This is a genomic window from Arthrobacter sp. MW3 TE3886 (assembly GCF_041262145.1).
Classification (GTDB): domain Bacteria; phylum Actinomycetota; class Actinomycetes; order Actinomycetales; family Micrococcaceae; genus Arthrobacter.
Map to the genome: position 1 here is coordinate 2,186,665 of NZ_JBGCAN010000001.1, position 18,639 is coordinate 2,205,303.

The window sequence follows — 18,639 nt, forward strand, 5'->3', positions numbered from 1 at the left end:
GAATCCGTCATCGGCGAAGCGTTCGAGCGGCTGCGCTCCGGCGCTGGGATCGAACTGGCCGAGCATTCCAGGATTTTCGAAGTGTGGAACAAGGACGCTGCTTGCTTCCTGACCGAAAATTCCGCCGAAGTCCTCGTCCCCGTGGGCGTGGAAACCGGCAAACCGTTCGTCCGCGGGGCCCTTCTGGCCGCAGTCGACCAGAAGGGCCCCACAGCCGGACCGTCATCTCCGAGCACGAGCGCAGACATGGAAGTCCGGTGGACTCGCCGCTTGGTGTATGTCGCGTCTGTGGGCCTAGACGACGACCCTTCTATGGTGGCGCGTCAAGCCATGAGTGGCTGGAGTTGGCGGAAGAGCTTTCTGGCGATGAAGCGTTTGAGGCACCGGCGGATTTCCCGTGGGCTCTTGCCTTCGACGGTGCGCCGCTCGATGTAGGCGCGGGTGGCGGGGTCTGTGAGGCTGCGGGTCCGGGCGATGACGTCCAGTGCGCGGTTAAGCTGCCGGTCACCGTAGCGGTTGAGCCGATGCCGGCTCGTGGTGCCGGAGGATGCCGGAATGGGACTCGCACCGGCGAGAGCGGCGAAGGCCGCTTCGGAACGAACCCGGCCGTGATGTGAATATGCGGCGAGGATGATCGCGGCCGTCACCGGGCCCACCCCGTGGATGGCCAGGACGCCGGGGGCCATGCGGCCGACGTGCTCGGCCAAGGCCTTCTGGTTGGCTTCGAGTTCCGCGCCTCGGCCCGTGCGACAACGGCGGCGGGACCGTCGCTGTGTCTGGGCCGCCAGCCCTAGACGGTCGCGATTTGGGCAGGAGTCAGTGGCGAGCGGGCGTCGATTCCCAGATCGAGAGTCCGCAACAGGGCGGTCAGTGCGTTGCGTGCGCCGGTCCGTTGGGTGTCCATCGAACGCCGGGCTGCCAGCAGGATCCGAAGCGCTTCCCTGAGGCCCTCGGCCCGGGGACTGATGAGTTCGGCCGTGGCCGTTCCCAGGACGGTTCGGGCTGCGGCGACGGCATCGATCGCATCGGATTTGCCTTGGGCGTGCCGGGATTGCCGCCGCGGAGGTCTGGCCTCGCAAACGGCGAAGCGCTCAATCTCGAGCAGGCGGGTCAACCGTGCCCCTTAGGAGCTCGTCCCCTCGATCGCCACCAAGGCGTTTCCGGTCTGGGTTCGGCGGCGAATCCATTCCACTGCCCGGCTCATGCCTGCCCCGGTGGCGGGAAATGTGCCGGTCCCGACCACCGCGCCCGTCGAGGCGGCCGGGACCGAAAACGTGTGGGTTTTGGCGTGTGTGTCCACGCCGACGACGTGAGCGTACTGCTCTGCGACGATGACCATATGCTGCTCCTGCCCGAAGAGGTCTGATCGGAACCAGCCGGAAGGATCACCCTGAGGCAAATCTCTAACGAGTCACGCAGCACCACCGAGGCGAAGCGGACAGCCTTCTATCAAGCCATCGGAGTGGGCCGGCTGCTCCCGGGCCCGCCGGGCGGACAGGTCGTCTATAAGACACCGCAGGCGGGTCAGATATGAATGGAGTCACGCACGGCGGTCCGGAAAGCAGTCTGCCAACCAACCCCTGGCTGGTCACTACCCATTAGAGATATGAAGTGTGGTGAGCGCCTGACGTAGGACTGGAACCCCGGGTTCAAAGAGATTCGTGGGTTGCCCGCCCGGTGGTCTGGCCCGCAGTTTGCTGCGGGTGTGGACTGGTAGAGCCACATTTGACCGTCCGGAGGTTCCAGTCATGAATAAGCGTACCTATGTCGGTTTGGATGTCCACGCACGCAGCGTGAAGGGCTGCGCGATCGACCGCGGCACCGGCGAGATTTTGCACCAGAGACTGGCCGCCAACGATGCCGGGATCGCCGAATGGGTATCCGGGCTGCCGGGCACGGTCATGGTTGTCTATGAGGCAGGTCCGACCGGATTCTGGCTGGCACGGTGTCTGGCTGCTTCGGGGATCGAGTGAAGACCGATGCCCGCGATGCAGAGCATCTGGCCAGGTTGGCGCTGCTCGGGCAAATCACCCCGGTGCGGGTCCCGGGTCCGGCTCAGGAGGCGGCCCGTGATCTGGTACGTGCCCGCGAGGACGTCCGTTCGGATCTGATGCGGGCCAGGCACCGGATCTCGAAGCTACTGCTGCGCCACGGTCTGGTCTACTCCGGCGGCCATGCCTGGACCGCTGCCCACCACACCTGGCTGCACCGCCAGCGTTTCGACGATCCTGCCCTGAAGGCTGCGTACGAGGCCGGACTGGAAATGGCAGAGCTGACGCTGGACCGCCGCGACCGTTTGGATGCGAAGATCACGGCGATGGCGGCGACCGAGCCGTATGCCCCGGTTGTGCGGGCGCTGATGTGTCTGCGCGGCATCTCGGTGCTGACCGCCTTCGGCCTTGCGGTGGAAATTGGCGACTGGACCCGCTTCACCGGCTCCACCATCGGCCCGTATCTCGGTTTGGTCCCCTCCGTGCATTCCTCGGGGGCGTCCCGGTCCCAGGGACCGATCACGAAGACCGGGAACGCCCACGCCCGCCGGCTGCTGGTCGAGGCCGCGTGGCACCACCGGCGCCCCTACAACAATGCCAGCCGGGACATGCGTGCCCGCTGGGATGCAGCCGACGAGGCCTCCCGGGTCCGCGGACACCAGGGGAACCACCGGTTGCACCACAAGTGGGAGCAGTTCGAAGCACGGCACAAACGCCGGGTCATCGCCAATGTCGCCGTCGCCCGGGCATTGGCCGGCTGGTGCTGGTCCCTCGCCGCCGCGGTCCAACGGGAGCAGCCGTGGACGGATGAATAGACGTGCCGTTCCCGGCCCTGTCCTGATGGCTCGGCAGCGTGGAGGAGACCCGCGAAACACCTATGGACAACCGGCAAGCACCGGCGACGCCCGACATCGCTAGACCAGCGGCACCCCTCCAGCCGAACACCTCGTCCTGCGGTAACCAACCCGCGCATATCAGTCTGACAGCGCCGTCGATCAAGACGCGCCAGCCCACTGGACCAAGCAGGGAACGGACACAAAGGAGCGGTCCAAGACAAACCAGCCCTGGACCGCTCACCCTTGCCCTCTTGACAAAGAAACCCTACATATCAGGTGCTATGTCCTACTCAGGTGAAGAGGAACGTTTGGATCCTTGTCTTGTGGCCAGGATCCTCCGTGTTGTATCGCTTCAGAGGCTGGAGTGAGGCCAGGCATGGATAGTGGTCGCAACTGCGGAGTCAAAATGAAGTGTTTCGGGTTCCTGTCCCTGCACGAGAAATTCCATTGGTTCCAAGTTTCGACCATCCCTTGTCTGGGCGGCCCCCGTATGAAGGACCATGGCCACAGTTGTGGGGTCGAGGGTGGTAAGGCCCATCCAAATGCCTCACGTCGAGCCTGCTTGAACAAACGGATCTCTTGGCGATCAGGTTAATGACAGATACGGGCTCGCTGATCTCTTTGACCCTAACGAGGTCCTCGCCCGTGAATGTCTCGGGTCGACCCTGGATCACGTCCCGGCGTGATCCTTCGACGTCCAGGACTAGGAACCCTGAGGATACAAGCAAGAAATGCCTGTCGGCACCCTCAAATGTTGAGAAATCGGCCTCCTCGACAATGTCGGCCACGCTGATCCTCCACGAGAAATCGGTGGCAACCGGTGAAGGTGTAGAAATTGCGATTTCACGGGTCGTGCCTGCCCCGTTTGCCCATGGGATTCGGGGCAAGCCTTCCGCTCGAATAATTGAACGTACAGGGTGGTGCAGCGGCGAAATGGTCCGGGCAGATCTAGGCACGGTGCGGGGAGCCGAGTTCTACGGGTTCTTCGTCGATGAGGTATGCGGCCTCGGAGTGTGCGGCGATGTCGATGCCGAGGAGCTCATCGGCCTCATGGATGCGCAGGCCCATGGTGATGTGGAGGATTTTTGCGATGATCCAGGTCACGGCAAAGGAGTATGCGAGCACGGCGACTGTCGCCAGCGTTTGAACGCCCAGCAGATCGAAGCCTCCGCCGTAGAACAGTCCGTTGACTTTGTTGGGGGCGGCGTCGGTGGCGAAGAAGCCGATCAGCAGGGTTCCGATGATGCCGCCGATCAGGTGAACGCCGACGACGTCGAGGGAGTCGTCAAAGCCGAGCCGGAATTTCAGCTCGATGGCTAGGGAGCAGATTGCTCCGGCGATGAGGCCGATGGCTAGGGCACCGAGCGGGCTGACGGCTCCGCAGGCGGGTGTGATGGCGACGAGTGCTGAGATCAAGCCGGAGGCGGCACCCATGCTGCTGGCGCTGCCCAGTCTGATGCGTTCGACCAGGGCCCACGCGAGCAGGCCGGCCGCGCCAGCTACCGCAGTGTTGAGAAAAACCACGGATGCGGAGTGCCCGGCGGTGAGTGCCGAGCCGGCGTTGAAGCCGAACCAGCCGGCCCAGAGGAGGCCGGCGCCGACCAGGACGAGAGGACGGCTGTGGGGTTTGGTGTGTTCGCTCTTGGGCCAGCCGGCGCTGCGCCCCAGAACCAGGGCGAGAGCCAGGGCGGCGATTCCGGCGTTCATGTGCACGGCGGTTCCGCCGGCGAAATCGATAGCTTTGAGACTGTTGACGATCCAGCCGCCGGTCACGGAGCCGTCCGCCGATGTGAAGGCGAACACCCAGTGGGCAACGGGAAAGTAGACGAGAGTTGCCCAGAGGGCGGCAAAGGTCATCCATGCGCCGAATTTCATGCGTCCGGCTGCGGCTCCGGCGATGATGGCAGTCGTGATGCCTGCGAAGAACAGTTGGAAGGCCGCGAACAGGGCTGCGGGTATGGGTGCGTTCGGGTCCTCTGCCAGCAGCTGTTCCATGCCGAAGTATTCAGTGACGTCGCCGATGAGTCCGGCGCCGCCTATAGAGTTGCCGAAGACCATCGAGTATCCGAATACGGCCCATAGGACTGCGACGATGCTCACGCCGCCGAAGCACATCATCATCATGTTCAGGATCCGGCGGGATCCGACCATGCCACCATAGAAGAGGGCAAGGGCAGGGATCATCATGCAAACCAGCGCGCTGGCTGCGAGTATCCAGGCGACATCTCCAGAATTCATGGGAGCTCCAATCAGGGGGAATGGGTTTGGGGGCCGAGTCGGCCAGAAATAGTTGAATCGTGGCCAAGCGCTTGCTTAGAGGGCGAGCAACCAGGCCGAGGCGGCCTCGCGGTAGCGGCTGATGCCCTTGTACTCGGCCATGTCTTCCGGGAGTTCGGCCAGGACACGGCCCAGACGTTCTCGCCAGGCCGGTACCTCGGCAATGTCTGAGAGGGACAGAAGGTGGGTCCGGACGAGGAACAGCACTGCCCCGGAGTGGGGGAGTCGGATGAGATGCTGAACCTCGACCCGCAGGTGGAGCCTGTCCGGCAACGCGGGATCCTCGGCGACGGTTGCGCGGTCTTGTGCCCATTCGGGGTAGGTTTCGGTGGAGGTGTCCAGACGCCGGTCCACGGTCATCGTCCAGTTGGTTCTGCGGTATTTTTCCCCCGGCTGGAGCCGCAAAAGGAATTGATGAGCCCGTGTGATGATGTGCTCTTCGTGGACTCGGGGAACGGGGCCGTGGACTTCGAGGAATTTCATGCCCACGTCGAATCCAAAGGACCAGTCGGCGGCAAAGGTAACGAGACCGGCGTCAAGCCAGAGGGCATCCTCACGATGGTCGAGGAGTGCAATGTCGTCCTGGATTTGGCTGCCCAGGAACCGCAAGGGGCTCATAGGCAGGGAATCGTCGTCGCCGATGGTGAACTGAATTGCTAAGTTCTGCAGGGTGTTCCCCCAGCGGCAGACATTCCCTTCACGGTGGAAGGACATCGCCTCCGGGTGTTCCTCCGCCATCGCCGGCAACAGAGTGGCGATTGCATCCCACACGGCAGGTCGCATGTGGGGGAGGACCTGCATACGTGTGGGATCCCTGTTCAGCACCCCATCGCGTTCCTTCAGTTCCTGAAGGTAGTGTTCGTCGATGTCCAGAAGTCGGGACCCCCATTCCCCGGCTTCTGTCTCCACTGCTTTAAGGGCGGGCTCGACGTTGGTGCTGTAACGGTAGCTGTCACTGCGGAAGGGGAAGGGAAAGCGCCTGATGCGTTCCGGCAGCACGGCCGTGCCGCGGTCTTTGTCGATGACGTTTGTACTCAAAGGTCCAGCTCCAATTCCTGGTCTAGACTGCGTGAAACGCAGCACATCATGGTGGTATTCGCGACCTTTTCCTCCTCGCCTAGGTAGAGGTCACGGTGCTGGGGCGTTCCGCGCAGAACCGAAACAGAACATTCACCACAGACGCCCTTCCGGCACATGTTGGGAATACTCTTTCCTGCCTTTTCGAGGGTCTCCAGCAACGAAACGCCCGCCGGTACTTCCAAGGTGGTGGCGCTGCGGACCAGGTTGACTGTGAATGGCTGGCCTTCGTCCAGCGCGGGGGTGCCAAACGGCTCCGAATGCAACCGTGTCTTCGGCCACCCAAGCTCTTGGGCGTGCCCCAGCACGGTGTCCATGAATGCAGCCGGACCGCAGACGTAGAGATGTGTTCCAAGTTTCTGGGTCGTGAGCTTTTCCGTCAGTTCCTTTTGGAAGCTGCCACGATCCGTGCATTCAGTCAGGGCGGCTCCGAGCAGTTCCCTCGCTTCCGGCACGTGCGCTCCCGCCTCCGGCCGGTATACGTAGATCATCGATGCAGCAGCATCCCATTCTGCGGCTGCCCGAGCGTGCGAGAGCATCGGCGTAATTCCGATTCCTGCGGCAATCAGCAGGTGATGCCTGGCGGTTGCCACCGGGGCGAAGGCACTGCGGGGACGCGAAACTCGAACACGGTCACCCGGCGCGAGCCGGTGCATGGCCAGCGACCCGCCGACACCGTCCTCAACCCGCAGGACAGAGATGGCGTATTCGAACGGGGCACTGCCCGAACCCGTGAGCGAATACGCGTTCGCGCCGTCGCCGTACTGGACCACAATGTGGCTCCCCGGGACATAGCGAGGCAGCGGCGTCCCTGACGGATCACCGAGCGTGATAGTGGTAACGGAGCTGGTCTGAACACTGACTCTCGTCACCTCTAGCTGGAGGCCCCCCTCCACCGCGGGGTGGATGTTGGCCCGGAATGCTGTCGCGCTCATGCTGCCTCCTCGGCATTGGCTGCGAATCCGAGGTAACCGGCGATACGCCGGGAAAAGTGGCCAGAGATCGCCAAGGGGGTAGAGCATCCTGGACAGTCGGCCTGAGAGCCTACTGCCTCAACGGTTTCCATCGTGGTGCGGCAATGGGCGCAAAAGACGACACGGGGTCCATCTCCGCCGCTCAGGAGAGTCACTTCTTCCTCCACGAGTCCGCATTCTGCGGCTGCCGCCGCAGCTGCCTGGATGTCTGCTGGAGGGCCGGCAAGCACGAGACGAACCCCAACACATGCCATTTCGAGCACGGCCCTGAGCCGCGAGAGGGATTCCGAGTTTGCGGATTCGAAGAGGAAGTCAAATCTGGGCCGACCGCCCGAGTATTCCGCCGGGAGGGCAACTATCTTTCCGAACGATGCACAGATGAGCCCACTGAATCCTGGCCCGAGGTCTGTTCCTGCCGCCGGAGTCATGGATGCGGATCGCATTAATATCCTAGGGAGCGAAGAAACGGTGACCGGTGTAGAAACCCAGCGCGTAGTCCGGAGTCTCAAATTTGACCGTTGTGCCCTTGGGGAAAAACAGCACATCGCGCTCCTTCGCATGCATCACTTCCCCCGTCGATTGGTCGGTAAGGACGAATTCCCCCTGCACTACGACCTTCATTTCGTCATAGGTGTACTCGTAGACCAAAGGCTCGGAGGCCTTCAATTCGAAGAATCCGGCGCTGATAGCTGCGCCGCCCGGGTTGGAGAGGGAGTCGCCGATGGCGGCGTCGCATCCGGGCTCGTTCATCGACGGCAGCCCGATGTAGCCGCCTTCTACTTTGTGGATGGATCCGGCTTTGCTGAGCGTGCCTGTAGTGGTTTCCATGCTTACTCCTTTGACTAGTGGGGTGAAACCATGATTCACGACAGTGAACGATGCTGGGTTTCGTTGACGTTAATTTCGCGTTGCAGTCAGCTCCGAACCCGGTCACGCAGATTTAACACGGAGGGTGCTCGCAGGAAACATCACTTTGACTACTGTGATTCAACAATGTTTCATAACAGGTAACACCGATTGAACAGGACAGTTCCGATGACAAGTCTCGCAACCCCTGCATTACCAAGCACTTCTGCCGTATCAACCCCCGCGGTGCCCTCGGACGCCGGAGACATCTCCCTGGCGGACATCGCCAAGGCCCATGACGTGCGGTTCCTGCTGGCGACGTTCGTGGACATGACCGGCAAACCGTGCGCGAAGCTTGTTCCCGTTGAAGCCGCGGATGAGCTCGAGGCCGGTGCCATGGGCTTCGCCGGCTACGCGGCAGGACTGATCGGCCAGAAGCCGCAGGATTCGGACCTCATCGCCGTCCCCGACCTCACCTCCTTCACGCCCGTGCCGTTCATCAAGGAGGGCCTGGCGATCATCCACTGCGACCCGCACGTGGACGGCAGGCCCTGGCCCTTCGCCCCAAGGGTCATCCTCAAAAACACGCTGGCCCGGCTGGCCGGGCAGGGCATGCAGGCCAAAGTGGGCGCCGAAGTTGAGTACTTCCTGGTCAACAAGAACCCCGACGGCTCCCTGAGCACCGCCGATGCCAAGGACGATTCACCCCACCCCTGCTACGACGCCCGCGGCGTCACCCGCATGTACGACCACCTCACCTCCATCTCTGAGGCGATGAACGGGCTGGGCTGGGGCAATTACGCCAATGACCACGAGGACGCCGCCGGGCAGTTCGAGCAGAACTTCAACTACGCCGACGCCCTCACCACGGCCGACCGCGTCGTCACCCTGCGCTACATCCTGAACATTCTCGCCGAACAGCGCGGCATGACCGCCACGTTCATGCCCAAGCCCTTCACGGACCGGACGGGCACCGGCCTGCATTTCCACTTGTCCCTGTGGTCCGGCGCCGAGGCGCTGTTCCCGGGGGACGACGGCGGACGCGGCCTGGGGCTCTCGGAACTCGCCTACTCGTTCATCGGCGGCATCCTCAACCACGCCCCGGCCCTCCAGGCGTTCCTCGCTCCCACCGTCAATTCCTACAAACGCTCCGGGGCGACCACGAGCTCCTCCGGCGCCACCTGGTCCCCGCGGAGGGCCTCGTTCGGAGGCAACGACCGCACCCACATGATCCGCGTCCCCGACGACAAACGGATCGAACTCCGGTCCGGGGACGGCTCCGCCAACCCCTACCTCGCCATCGCCACGGCGATCGAGGCCGGGCTGGACGGCGTCGCCAGCGGAACCGATCCCGGATCCCCGTCCGGCCCGGGCGAAGCCCGGCCGGAGGCCCATTTCCTGCCCGCGACATTGCTGCACGCCGTCGAGGCGCTCCGCCGAGACCCGGTGATCCTGGCCAGTCTCAGCGGCGACGCGGAAATCGGCAAGTACTACGCGAACGCCAAGGAAGAAGAGTTCCTGAGCTGGCACAACCAGGTCAGCGACTGGGAAATCCGCACCTACCTGACCTCAATCTGACCAAACCCACCAAGTAAAGGACACACAATGTGCGGAATCGCCGCGCTGCAGCTGCGCAACCCTTCGCTGCATCCCCAGATGGGCAGCCTCCTGTCCTCCATGATGTGCCAGATCGTGGACCGCGGACCGGACTCCGCCGGCCTGGCCGTCTACGACACCCCGGGCCTCGTCGCCCAGGGCACCTCCACGCTTAGCCTCCTGGGCAAAGACCAGGGCATGCCCCTCGACGCCATCACCGCGGCGCTGGAAACCCTGCTGCCCGCCTCCGCCGCCACCGCCGTCAGGGTGGTGGGGGACACCACCCTGGTGAACGCCGGCGTCGAGACCGACCTGCTGGTCAAGGCCGTCAGCGAAACCCTCCCGGGCTCCACCATCATCGGCCGCGGCGAGCACGTCGCCGTCATGAAGAGCGTGGGCCACCCGATGGACATCGCCGCCGAGCACGGCTTGGAGGCCATGGCCGGAAGCCAGGGCCTGTCCCACACCCGCATGGCCACCGAATCCGCTGTGACCGCCGGCGGTTCCCACCCCTTCTCCGTCGCGGACGACCTCTGCCTGGTCCACAACGGATCGTTCTCCAACCACGCCACCATCCGCCGGGACCTGCTTCGTGAAGGCGTGGTCTTCGACTCCGACAACGACACCGAGGTCGGCGCCCGCTACATCGCCTCCCGCCTGCAGCAGGGCGACGACCTGGAAACCGCGCTCGTCAACCTGGGCAAGGTCTTCGACGGTTTCTACACCCTCGTCGTCACCACCGCCGACAGCATGGCCGTGGTCCGGGACCCCATCGCCTGCAAGCCGGCCATCATCGCCGAAACAGACGACTACGTGGCCATGGCCTCCGAATACCGTGCCCTGGCAGCCCTGCCCGGCATCGAAACCGCCCGCATCTTTGAACCGGAACCCGGAAAGGTCTACACATGGTCACTCTGACAGCCCCCGAAACGCACAGCCCCAACGCAACAACGCCGGACACCTTCAGCGTTGACCTTGCCGACAGCCCGGTCCGGGACTTGAACCAGGCCCTTCACCACGCCACCGACGGCCAGGCCTGGACCGTCACCAACCCGGGCGGCAAGCACAGCCTTGCCGTCGGAATCAACGCCGACGTCAGCGTCACCGTTGAAGGCCATGCCGGCTACTACGCGGCCGGCATGCACCAAAAGGGCCAGGTCACCATCACCGGCAACGCCGGCGTGGGTCTCGCGGAGAACATTATGTCCGGCAGGGTCCAGGTCAAGGGCGATGCGTCCCAGTCGGCCGCGGCCACCGGCCACGGCGGACTCGTGGTCATCGACGGAAACGCCGGCGCCCGCTGCGGGATCTCCATGAAAGGCGTGGACATCGTGGTCGGCGGCAACATCGGCCACATGTCGGCCTTCATGGCCCAGGCCGGCCGGCTCGTGGTCTGCGGGGACGCCGGGGAGGCCCTCGGCGACTCGATCTACGAAGCCCGGATCTACGTCAAGGGATCCGTCGCGTCCCTCGGTGCGGACTGCATCGAAAAACCGATGAAGGCCGAGCACCTAGAGGAACTCGAAGGGCTGCTCACCGCGGCGGGCCGCGCCGAAGACCCTACGGACTTCAAGCGCTACGGATCTGCCCGGAACCTTTACCACTTCAGCGTCCACAACTCGACGTCGTACTAGAAGGACACTCCCATGACTATCACCTCACTGCCCCAGGACACGGTTCTCCCCGCCCAGCACACCGAAGAGCTTGGCCTGCGCGAATCGGCGACCTTCGACCGTGCGACCATCGCGGACATCCAGCGTGCCGCCGCCACCGGCGTCTATGACATCCGCGGCTGGGGCGCCAAGCGCAAGGTCCCGCACTTTGATGACCTGCTGTTCCTCGGCGCGTCCATGTCCCGCTACCCGCTGGAGGGCTACCGCGAAAAGTGCGACACCGACGTCATCCTCGGCGACCGCCACGCGAGCCGGCCGCTGCACCTGCAGACCCCGGTGACCATCGCCGGCATGAGTTTCGGCGCCCTGTCCGCCAACGCCAAAGAGGCACTGGGCCGCGGCGCGAGCGAGGTGGGAACCTCCACCACCACCGGCGACGGCGGCATGACCCCCGAGGAGCGCGGTCAGTCCAAGCACCTGGTCTACCAGTACCTGCCCTCCCGCTACGGCATGAACCCGGATGACCTGCGCAAGGCCGACGCGATCGAAATCGTGCTCGGCCAGGGCGCCAAGCCCGGCGGCGGCGGCATGCTGCTGGGCCAGAAGATCACCGACCGCGTCGCCGGCATGCGCACCTTGCCGGTCGGGATCGACCAGCGCTCCGCCAGCCGCCACCCGGACTGGACCGGACCGGACGACCTGGAGATCAAGATCGGTGAACTGCGTGAAATCACGGACTGGAAGACCCCCATCTATGTCAAGATCGGCGCCTCCCGCCCGTACTACGACACCGCCCTGGCCGTAAAGGCCGGAGCCGACGTCGTGGTGGTCGACGGCATGCAGGGCGGCACCGCTGCGACCCAGCAGGTCTTCATCGAAAACGTGGGCATCCCCACCCTGGCCGCCATCCCGCAGGCCGTCCAGGCGCTCCAGGAACTAGGTCTGCACCGGAAGGTTCAGCTGATCGTCTCCGGCGGCATCCGGACCGGCGCCGACGTCGCCAAAGCCATGGCCCTGGGGGCCGACGCCGTCGCCATCGGCACCGCGGCCCTGATCGCGTTGGGCGACAACGATCCCCGCTACGCCGCCGAATACGCTGCGCTCGGCTCTGCTGCGGGCTTCTACGACGACTTCCAGGACGGCCGCGACCCCGCCGGCATCACCACCCAGGACCCCGAACTCTCCTCCCGCCTGGACCCGGTCGCGGGCGGCCGCCGCCTGGCCAACTACCTCCGCGTCCTGACCATGGAGGCCCAGACCATCGCCCGGGCCTGCGGAAAGTCCCACCTGCACAACCTCGAGCCCGAAGATCTCGTGGCCCTCACCATCGAAGCCTCCGCCATGGCCCGCGTGCCGCTGGCCGGCACGAGCTGGATCCCGGGAGCCAAGTGATGACGGGGTCTTTTTCCGACGCGTCGGACTTTGTTGTGGTCGGCGCCGGGCTCGCAGGCGCCGCCACCGCCTGGCAGCTCGCCGCCGGCGGCCACGACGTGACCATCCTGGAACGCACAGTCCCGGCCAGCCATGACGGCAGTTCGCACGGGTCCGCCCGGATCTTCCGCTACGCCTACCCGGACGAGTTCTATACCCGGGCCGTGATCGAGTCCAAAGTTCTGTGGGACGAACTCGAGGCGGCCAGCGGGCTGGAACTGATCACCCCGTTCGGAGCGGTGGACTACGGGCCCGAACGGCAGCCGGAGCACTTGGCCCGGGTCCTCGCCGGCGCCGGCGTGGATCACGAACTCCTCAGCGTCGTCGAAGCGAGGGCACGCTGGCCCCACATCGCCTTTGACACCTCCGTGCTGTGGCACCCCGGCGCCGGCGTCATCGACGCCGAAGGCTCGGTCAACGCCATGATCGACCAGGCTGTGAAGCATGGCGCCAGGCTGCTGACCGGCTGGGACGTCGCCGGCGTGGAGAAACGGGGATCCGGCTACCGTGTGCGTTCCGCGGCAGGGGGGCAGATCGACGCCGGGAACGTCATCGTCAGCGCCGGCGGCTGGCTGCCCGGGCTGCTGGGACGGCTCGGCCTTCCCGACGGGTTCCTTGCAGGACTGCCCGAGATCACCGTCCGGCAGGAGCAGGCCTACCACTTCCGCTACCGTGAGCTTTCCGGCAGCCAGCCGGAATGGCCCACCTTCATCCACAAGAGCGCGGCCATCCAGACCTACGGGCTGCCCGGAGGACGGGATGCCAGCTTCGCCGGGCAGAAGGTCGCCGAATACAACGGCGGAAAGCTCATCCCCTCCGCCGCCGCCCAAACCGGCGCCGTGGACCCGGACAACCGGCGCCGTGTGGTGGACTACGTCCAAAAGTACCTCCCCGGACTTGACCCTGAACCGTACGCCGAGACCACGTGCCTGTTCACCAACACCCCGACGGAGGACTTCCTCATCGACCGGGCCGAGGGGCTGACCGTCCTCTCCCCGTGCTCGGGCCACGGCGCGAAGTTCGCGCCGCTGATCGGGCAATGGGCGGCCGACCTCGCCACCGGCACCGGCGAGGTCCCGGCCCGGTTCCGCCAGGCAACCGCCCGAATCAGCGCCAACTAACCGGTCAGCGCCCGCACACCCACGAACCCACCTACAGAAACGGAGCAGCCAGTGACCTCCCCAGCGACCAAACCGGCAACCGACACCGTCACCGGCCTCATGCGGGACATCTCCGGGACCGGGACCGACAGGCATCGCGGCGGATACTCCCGCCCGGTCTTCTCGAACGCCGAAACCGAGCTGCGAGGCTGGTTCATCGAACAGGCCGGCAGGCGCGGGCTGGATGTCACTACCGACGCCAACGGCATCATCTGGGCCTGGTGGGACACCGCCACGGGCGTCCGCAGCGACGCCGTCGTCACGGGAAGCCATCTCGACTCGGTCCCAGGCGGAGGCGAATATGACGGCCCCCTCGGTGTTGCCTCTGCCCTGGTGGCCGTCGACATCCTCAAACAACGGGGCGTCCGGCCCCGCAGGCCCCTGGCCATCGCCGTCTTCCCCGAAGAGGAAGGCTCCCGCTTTGGCGTCGCGTGCCTCGGGTCGCGCCTGCTCACCGGCGCCCTGGACCCGGACAAGGCCCGCAACCTCAAGGATGCGGACGGCAACACCTACGCCGACGTGGCCGCGGCCAACGGACAGGACCCCCGGTTCATCGGCGCCGACCGCAGGACCCTCCAGCAGCTCGGCGTATTCGTTGAACTCCACGTCGAACAGGGCAGGGGACTGGTCGACCTGGGCCAGCCGGTGGCCATCGGATCCTCCATCCTGGGCCACGGCCGGTGGAAGCTCTCAGTGCACGGGCAGGGCAACCACGCCGGAACCACCCTCATGAACGACCGGAAAGACCCCATGATCGCCGCGGCCAAGATCATGATCGGCATCCGCGACACGGCCAGCAAGTACCGGGACGCACGCGCCACCGTCGGCAGGCTGCAGCCCGTCCCCGGCGGGACCAACGTCATCGCCTCCCGCGTGGACCTGTGGATCGACCTCCGGCACCCGCAGGACGAGGTCACCGCTGCCCTGGTCGAATCCATCCACCTCAACGCCCAGGTCATCGCCGCCGAGGAAGGGTGCACCGTCAGCTTCGGCACCGAATCACTGAGCCCCACAGTGCACTTCGACACCGGCCTGCGCGACCGGCTGCAGGCACTGCTTCCCGGCGCGCCCGTCCTGGACACCGGCGCGGGCCATGACGCGGGAGTGCTCGCCGGCCACATCCCCACCGCCATGCTGTTCGTCAGGAACCCCACCGGAATATCGCATTCACCGGAGGAACTGGTGGAGGACCAGGACGCCGAGGCCGGGGCCGGCGCCCTGGCCGACGTTCTCGCAGGGCTCTTGGGAGAGTCCCGGGTGATCGGCTAGACGCCGTGGCTGAAGCCTATGATGGCTGGGTGACCAATCAGACTGGCGAAGAGACGGGCGCGCCGGCAGAGGCAGCCGCAGACGATGTGGCAGGCAAACTGGAGCGCATCATTGCCGGGCAGCTCCGACGCTACCGGACAGCCCACGGGCTGTCGGCCGCCGAACTTGCAGCCCGGACGGGATTGTCCAAGGCGATGATCTCCAAGATCGAATCGGCCAGCACCTCGTGCTCGCTGACCACCCTGCAGCGCCTGGCCGACGGCCTAAAAATCCCCGTCACGGCCCTGTTCCGCGGCGCCGACACCGACCGCGATGCCACCTTCACCAAAAACGGCCAGGGCAGCCTTACCATACGCAGCGGAACCCAACACGGCCACGAATACCGGGTGCTCGGCACCCTGAAAGGACGCACCGACGCACTCGAACCGACACTCGTCACGCTGACCAACGCCTCCGACGTCTTCCCCCTCTTCCAGCACCCCGGCACCGAATTCATCTACATGCTCACCGGGAAAATGATCTACGGCCACGGCGCCTACGAATACACCATGGAGGCCGGGGACTCGCTGCTCCTCGACGGCGAAGGACCCCACGGCCCGTTAGAGCTGCTGGACCTGCCCATCCGGTTCCTGGCCATCTCCGCAGCCTAGAAGCGGTGGTTGACCTCTCTGATTCCTGACGCATCCGCGGCGGTCGCAACCGGTCAAAGGGTCTCCGATTGCTACCCCATCCCGGCAGAAGTGGAACCGTCGTTCCAACCCGGAACGCCTCCCCTAAGAGGGCGTACTCTGGGGCTATTCATCGGAGGCCTTCACTGTAGGCCACAGCTATGGCCCCGGTTCGGGAGCCTACGTCAAGTTTCTCGAATAGGTTTCCACAGAGCGGAGGATCCCGGAACCACCCCAGGCCCTCAAAGGAACCTGATGCATCCCCGTCCTGACTCCTCCGGAGGCGATTGTGGCGCCGACGCAACTCATGTCAGCCGTTGATGATTGGCAGATGTCGAGGGCTTTGAGGTCCTCGACGCCGAATTCCAGGCCGTAGCCGGATTGCCTGGCTCCACCGAAGGATATGCGGGGGTCCACGCCGTGCATGTTGATCCACACGGTGTTGGACTCGAGTCGGGCCAGGGCCGTGCGGGCTTCGGCGGGTCGGAGGACCAGACGGAAGCGTCTCGAGGGCGTGTCGGCTGCCATGGCCGACGTGGCGGTTACTTCGGACCGGCAACCAAGTTCGTCGCCTGCGTGGGCGCGCCGGTATCGCGGCGGAGCAGCAGGACTTCATGGACCTCTTCAAGGGCGGCGGCGATCACGGCCCTGTCAACTCCAGCGAGTTACTGAAGTACGAGTCCGTCCAGGGCGGCAAAGAGTGTGCGAGCGACCACGCGGACATTGCCCTCCAAGCCAAATGCCTTTAAGCCATCTTCCAAGGCGGATACGTAGTTCTCGTACAGTGCGCGCACGCCGTCGGCGAGTTCGGGGCGGCGGCGTGATTCGAGAATCATTTCGTACTGAAACACCTGCAGCTCCGGGTCGTCCAGCACTAAGTCGAGCAGCGAGTCGGTGAAGGAGTGTCCGAGAGCGGCTGCTTCCCGAAGCTGGGAGGCTCCGATGGAGCGCTCTGATGCCCACTCCATCGCCGCTGCAATAAGGGCGTCGCGGGAGCCGAAATGATGGGGCCAGCAAAGCCTCATAGTCTTCAGCAGCCACCGCACGGACTTCGGTAGTCACAAGATTCCGAGGATGGTGCCGCAGCTCGTCTCGCCCAAACAGACCGCGACTTCAGGTCCCTTGGCCCAGATTCGGCCGAGAGGGTGCACGACTTGGTTGCCCAGCAGCGGCAAACCCAGGACAAGGGTGGAGGGGGACGTTCGCGGCGGGGGAGAGGCGCCTGGCATCAACCGCAAGAAGAGTCGTTAGTGCGGTTACCGGGCTAAGTTGTCGTGGAACTGAAGGCCGGCAAGTTCAAGCCCGAGCACCGTGGGCAGCTAAACTTCTACGTCGCAGCCGTCAACGACATGCTCCGGCTGTCCCGGCAGGCCCCGACTGTCGGCATCCTGGTGTGCGGATCCAGGAACGATCGGACTGTGCGCTATGCCCTCGATGGTTCCGCCCAACCCCTGACCGTGACGTCCTACACGTACGAGGCGCTCCCGGTCGATGAACAGGCTACCCTGCCGTCCCCGGCGGCCATCACCGCAGCACTCGAGCACGACCCAGCGAGTCCTCTCGACGAATGCCTCTATGGAAGACTCTGTAGCCGAGATGACGGACGGTGCGGACTCGATTGTGAGGGTCCGTGTGTGCCTGCCGGAGTGTGATCCCGAGATATGGCGCCTGCTGGAGCTGGCGGGTTCGTTGTCACTGGGGCAAGTCCACGAGGTCCTGCAGGTCGCCTTCGGGTGGGAGGATACACACCTGCACCGGTTTACCGCCGCCGATCCGTTCGCGCGTCTGCGCCCGGTTGACGGAGAAATCATCGAGCCCCCGCAGTGGCTCCCTGCCGAGTGGTGCGAGGAACCCACCGACCTGGCCGAAGAGGACCGCTCGCTGGAGCAGCCTGTCGCCGCAGGATGAGGAAGCGCGTTCTACGAGTACGACTTCGGCGACAGCTGGCTTCACAGGATTGAAGTGGTCACCCGCCGTCCCCGGAACGAAACCGATCCGCCGGCGCGGCTGATCGCCGGCGCCCGCCGCGGCCCGCTGGAAGATGCCGGGGGCTTCCCGGGATATGCGGAGATTCTGAACGTTCTTGCCGACCCTGCCCACCCGGATCACGCCGGAGTGTTGGAATGGGTCGCCGACATCACGGGCACCGACGACCCCTACGATCCCGATTTTCTGGACGTTGATGCCGTGAACCGTGCCCTCGCAGGCGGTTCCAAGACAGACTGATAGCACCTGCCGTATCTGGTTCGTCTGTAACCATTGCTGGCTGATTGTGGCAGATGTCCCGATGGTGGCCCAGGACGGCTGCCAGGACGATCAGCTGCGCATTCCGGATTCCGTCCGGTGATCACCGGCGCGGACGTGCCTGTCGCCCCTGCCTCCGAAGAGCTGCTTTGCCCCCGGCGGGCGCGAAAACTCCGTATGTAGTTCGATGGCGCCCTGGACACGCCGCCGGGCGGTCGGGCGGGAGTTTGTGCAGCATCGCAGGCATAGCTCCCTTCGGGCCCGGCCACCTATTGACCTCCTCTCGGGGCACCGGGCCTTCGCGGGTGTCAACCGTTCCGCTTCGCACCCCCGTTCCCGACGCGGACGTTGACTACTGACTGCCCATACGTTGGAGGAGCCCGGAGGCACCGGGCCACGGTGACGGTAAAACTTCAGCTTGCTTGCCCACGTAGTCGAGAAGCCATGTGTGCCTGTATTTGTCCAGCCAAAGAGGGTGTGGACATTGTCCACACTTATATCTGCTTTATTGAGGGTGGCAGGGGCCGCGTCCGGTGTCATGTTAGGACCTCGGAGTTCCTTGCGGCTGTGTCAGAAAAGAACGAAACCGAGCCAAATCTGACGAGCTCTCCCCCCAGCCTGACGTCAGGGTGGGGTGTGGTCTAGCTGTACTAGTTG

General features: G+C 64.8%; 17 protein-coding genes and 3 pseudogenes. 11 read left to right on the forward strand and 9 right to left on the reverse strand.

Translation table 11 applies throughout. The features are described from left to right. Positions 1–323: 323 nt before the first annotated feature. Positions 324–1,339, reverse strand: a pseudogene (locus ABH915_RS09910) (transposase). 409 nt (positions 1,340–1,748) lie between these two features. On the opposite strand from ABH915_RS09910, the gene ABH915_RS09915 reads away from it, so the two are divergent. Both ABH915_RS09915 and ABH915_RS09920 read left to right on the forward strand, forming a co-directional pair. Then, positions 1,749–1,973 carry a hypothetical protein gene (locus ABH915_RS09915; protein WP_370120491.1) on the forward strand — a complete coding sequence of 75 codons (225 nt, stop codon included), beginning with the start codon at positions 1,749–1,751 and terminating at the stop codon, positions 1,971–1,973. Beyond that, entirely contained in the window at positions 1,970–2,806 is an 837-nt protein-coding gene (locus tag ABH915_RS09920; protein ID WP_370120494.1) for an IS110 family transposase, read from the forward strand. Before ABH915_RS09915 ends, ABH915_RS09920 begins: the two co-directional genes overlap by 4 nt. 422 nt (positions 2,807–3,228) lie before the next feature. Here ABH915_RS09920 and ABH915_RS09925 read toward each other — a convergent pair whose 3' ends face one another. The 6 genes from ABH915_RS09925 to ABH915_RS09950 all read right to left on the reverse strand — a co-directional run bounded on the left by ABH915_RS09925 (position 3,229) and on the right by ABH915_RS09950 (position 7,983). Next, entirely contained in the window at positions 3,229–3,783 is a 555-nt protein-coding gene (locus tag ABH915_RS09925) for a HutD family protein (protein ID WP_370120497.1), read from the reverse strand. After that, the gene (locus ABH915_RS09930; protein WP_370120499.1) at positions 3,776–5,065 is read right to left on the reverse strand and encodes an ammonium transporter; all 1,290 of its coding nucleotides are present in this window, start codon (positions 5,063–5,065) and stop codon (positions 3,776–3,778) included. Before ABH915_RS09930 ends, ABH915_RS09925 begins: the two co-directional genes overlap by 8 nt. Before the next feature lie 75 nt (positions 5,066–5,140). After that, positions 5,141–6,142 carry a DUF3445 domain-containing protein gene (locus ABH915_RS09935; RefSeq protein WP_370120502.1) on the reverse strand — a complete coding sequence of 334 codons (1,002 nt, stop codon included), beginning with the start codon at positions 6,140–6,142 and terminating at the stop codon, positions 5,141–5,143. Further along, positions 6,139–7,116: a 2Fe-2S iron-sulfur cluster-binding protein gene (locus tag ABH915_RS09940; RefSeq protein ID WP_370120505.1), complete on the reverse strand. Its 978-nt coding sequence runs from the start codon at positions 7,114–7,116 to the stop codon at positions 6,139–6,141. The genes ABH915_RS09935 and ABH915_RS09940 overlap by 4 nt, the downstream gene beginning before the upstream one ends. After that, positions 7,113–7,715 carry a dimethylamine monooxygenase subunit DmmA family protein gene (locus ABH915_RS09945; RefSeq protein ID WP_370120506.1) on the reverse strand — a complete coding sequence of 201 codons (603 nt, stop codon included), beginning with the start codon at positions 7,713–7,715 and terminating at the stop codon, positions 7,113–7,115. Before ABH915_RS09945 ends, ABH915_RS09940 begins: the two co-directional genes overlap by 4 nt. Next, the gene (locus tag ABH915_RS09950) at positions 7,606–7,983 is read right to left on the reverse strand and encodes a cupin domain-containing protein (protein ID WP_370120508.1); all 378 of its coding nucleotides are present in this window, start codon (positions 7,981–7,983) and stop codon (positions 7,606–7,608) included. The genes ABH915_RS09945 and ABH915_RS09950 overlap by 110 nt, the downstream gene beginning before the upstream one ends. Before the next feature lie 207 nt (positions 7,984–8,190). On the opposite strand from ABH915_RS09950, the gene glnT reads away from it, so the two are divergent. The 7 genes from glnT to ABH915_RS09985 are packed head-to-tail and all read left to right on the forward strand — an operon-like array spanning position 8,191 to position 15,720. Continuing rightward, entirely contained in the window at positions 8,191–9,579 is a 1,389-nt protein-coding gene (gene glnT / locus ABH915_RS09955) for a type III glutamate--ammonia ligase (protein WP_370120510.1), read from the forward strand. A gap of 27 nt (positions 9,580–9,606) precedes the next feature. After that, a complete protein-coding gene (locus tag ABH915_RS09960; RefSeq protein ID WP_370120513.1) occupies positions 9,607–10,515 on the forward strand; it encodes a glutamine amidotransferase in 909 nt (302 codons plus the stop codon). After that, positions 10,503–11,231: a protein glxC gene (locus tag ABH915_RS09965; RefSeq protein WP_370120515.1), complete on the forward strand. Its 729-nt coding sequence runs from the start codon at positions 10,503–10,505 to the stop codon at positions 11,229–11,231. Before ABH915_RS09960 ends, ABH915_RS09965 begins: the two co-directional genes overlap by 13 nt. A gap of 12 nt (positions 11,232–11,243) precedes the next feature. Further along, positions 11,244–12,602, forward strand: coding sequence for an FMN-binding glutamate synthase family protein (locus ABH915_RS09970; protein WP_370120518.1), 1,359 nt, complete (start codon positions 11,244–11,246; stop codon positions 12,600–12,602). Beyond that, positions 12,602–13,762 (forward strand): FAD-dependent oxidoreductase, encoded by a 1,161-nt coding sequence (locus tag ABH915_RS09975; RefSeq protein ID WP_370120521.1) that lies wholly within the window; start codon positions 12,602–12,604, stop codon positions 13,760–13,762. Before ABH915_RS09970 ends, ABH915_RS09975 begins: the two co-directional genes overlap by 1 nt. Positions 13,763–13,813: 51 nt before the next feature. Continuing rightward, entirely contained in the window at positions 13,814–15,070 is a 1,257-nt protein-coding gene (locus tag ABH915_RS09980) for an allantoate amidohydrolase (RefSeq protein ID WP_370120524.1), read from the forward strand. A 29-nt stretch (positions 15,071–15,099) separates the two neighbouring features. Next, on the forward strand, positions 15,100–15,720 hold the full coding sequence (locus ABH915_RS09985; protein ID WP_370120527.1) for a helix-turn-helix domain-containing protein: 621 nt from the start codon (positions 15,100–15,102) through the stop codon (positions 15,718–15,720). Positions 15,721–16,062: 342 nt separating this feature from the next. Here ABH915_RS09985 and ABH915_RS09990 read toward each other — a convergent pair. Continuing rightward, a pseudogene (locus tag ABH915_RS09990) lies at positions 16,063–16,241 on the reverse strand (aldehyde dehydrogenase family protein); the annotation flags it as partial. 162 nt (positions 16,242–16,403) lie between these two features. Then, complete coding sequence (locus ABH915_RS09995; protein WP_370120530.1) at positions 16,404–16,784, reverse strand: TetR/AcrR family transcriptional regulator; 381 nt, start codon at positions 16,782–16,784, stop codon at positions 16,404–16,406. Positions 16,785–17,012: 228 nt separating this feature from the next. On the opposite strand from ABH915_RS09995, the gene ABH915_RS10000 reads away from it, so the two are divergent. Beyond that, positions 17,013–17,390 (forward strand): PDDEXK nuclease domain-containing protein, encoded by a 378-nt coding sequence (locus ABH915_RS10000; protein WP_370120533.1) that lies wholly within the window; start codon positions 17,013–17,015, stop codon positions 17,388–17,390. Next, positions 17,335–17,964, forward strand: a pseudogene (locus ABH915_RS10005) (plasmid pRiA4b ORF-3 family protein). The gene ABH915_RS10000 and the pseudogene ABH915_RS10005 overlap by 56 nt, the downstream one beginning before the upstream one ends. Positions 17,965–18,639 lie beyond the last annotated feature (675 nt).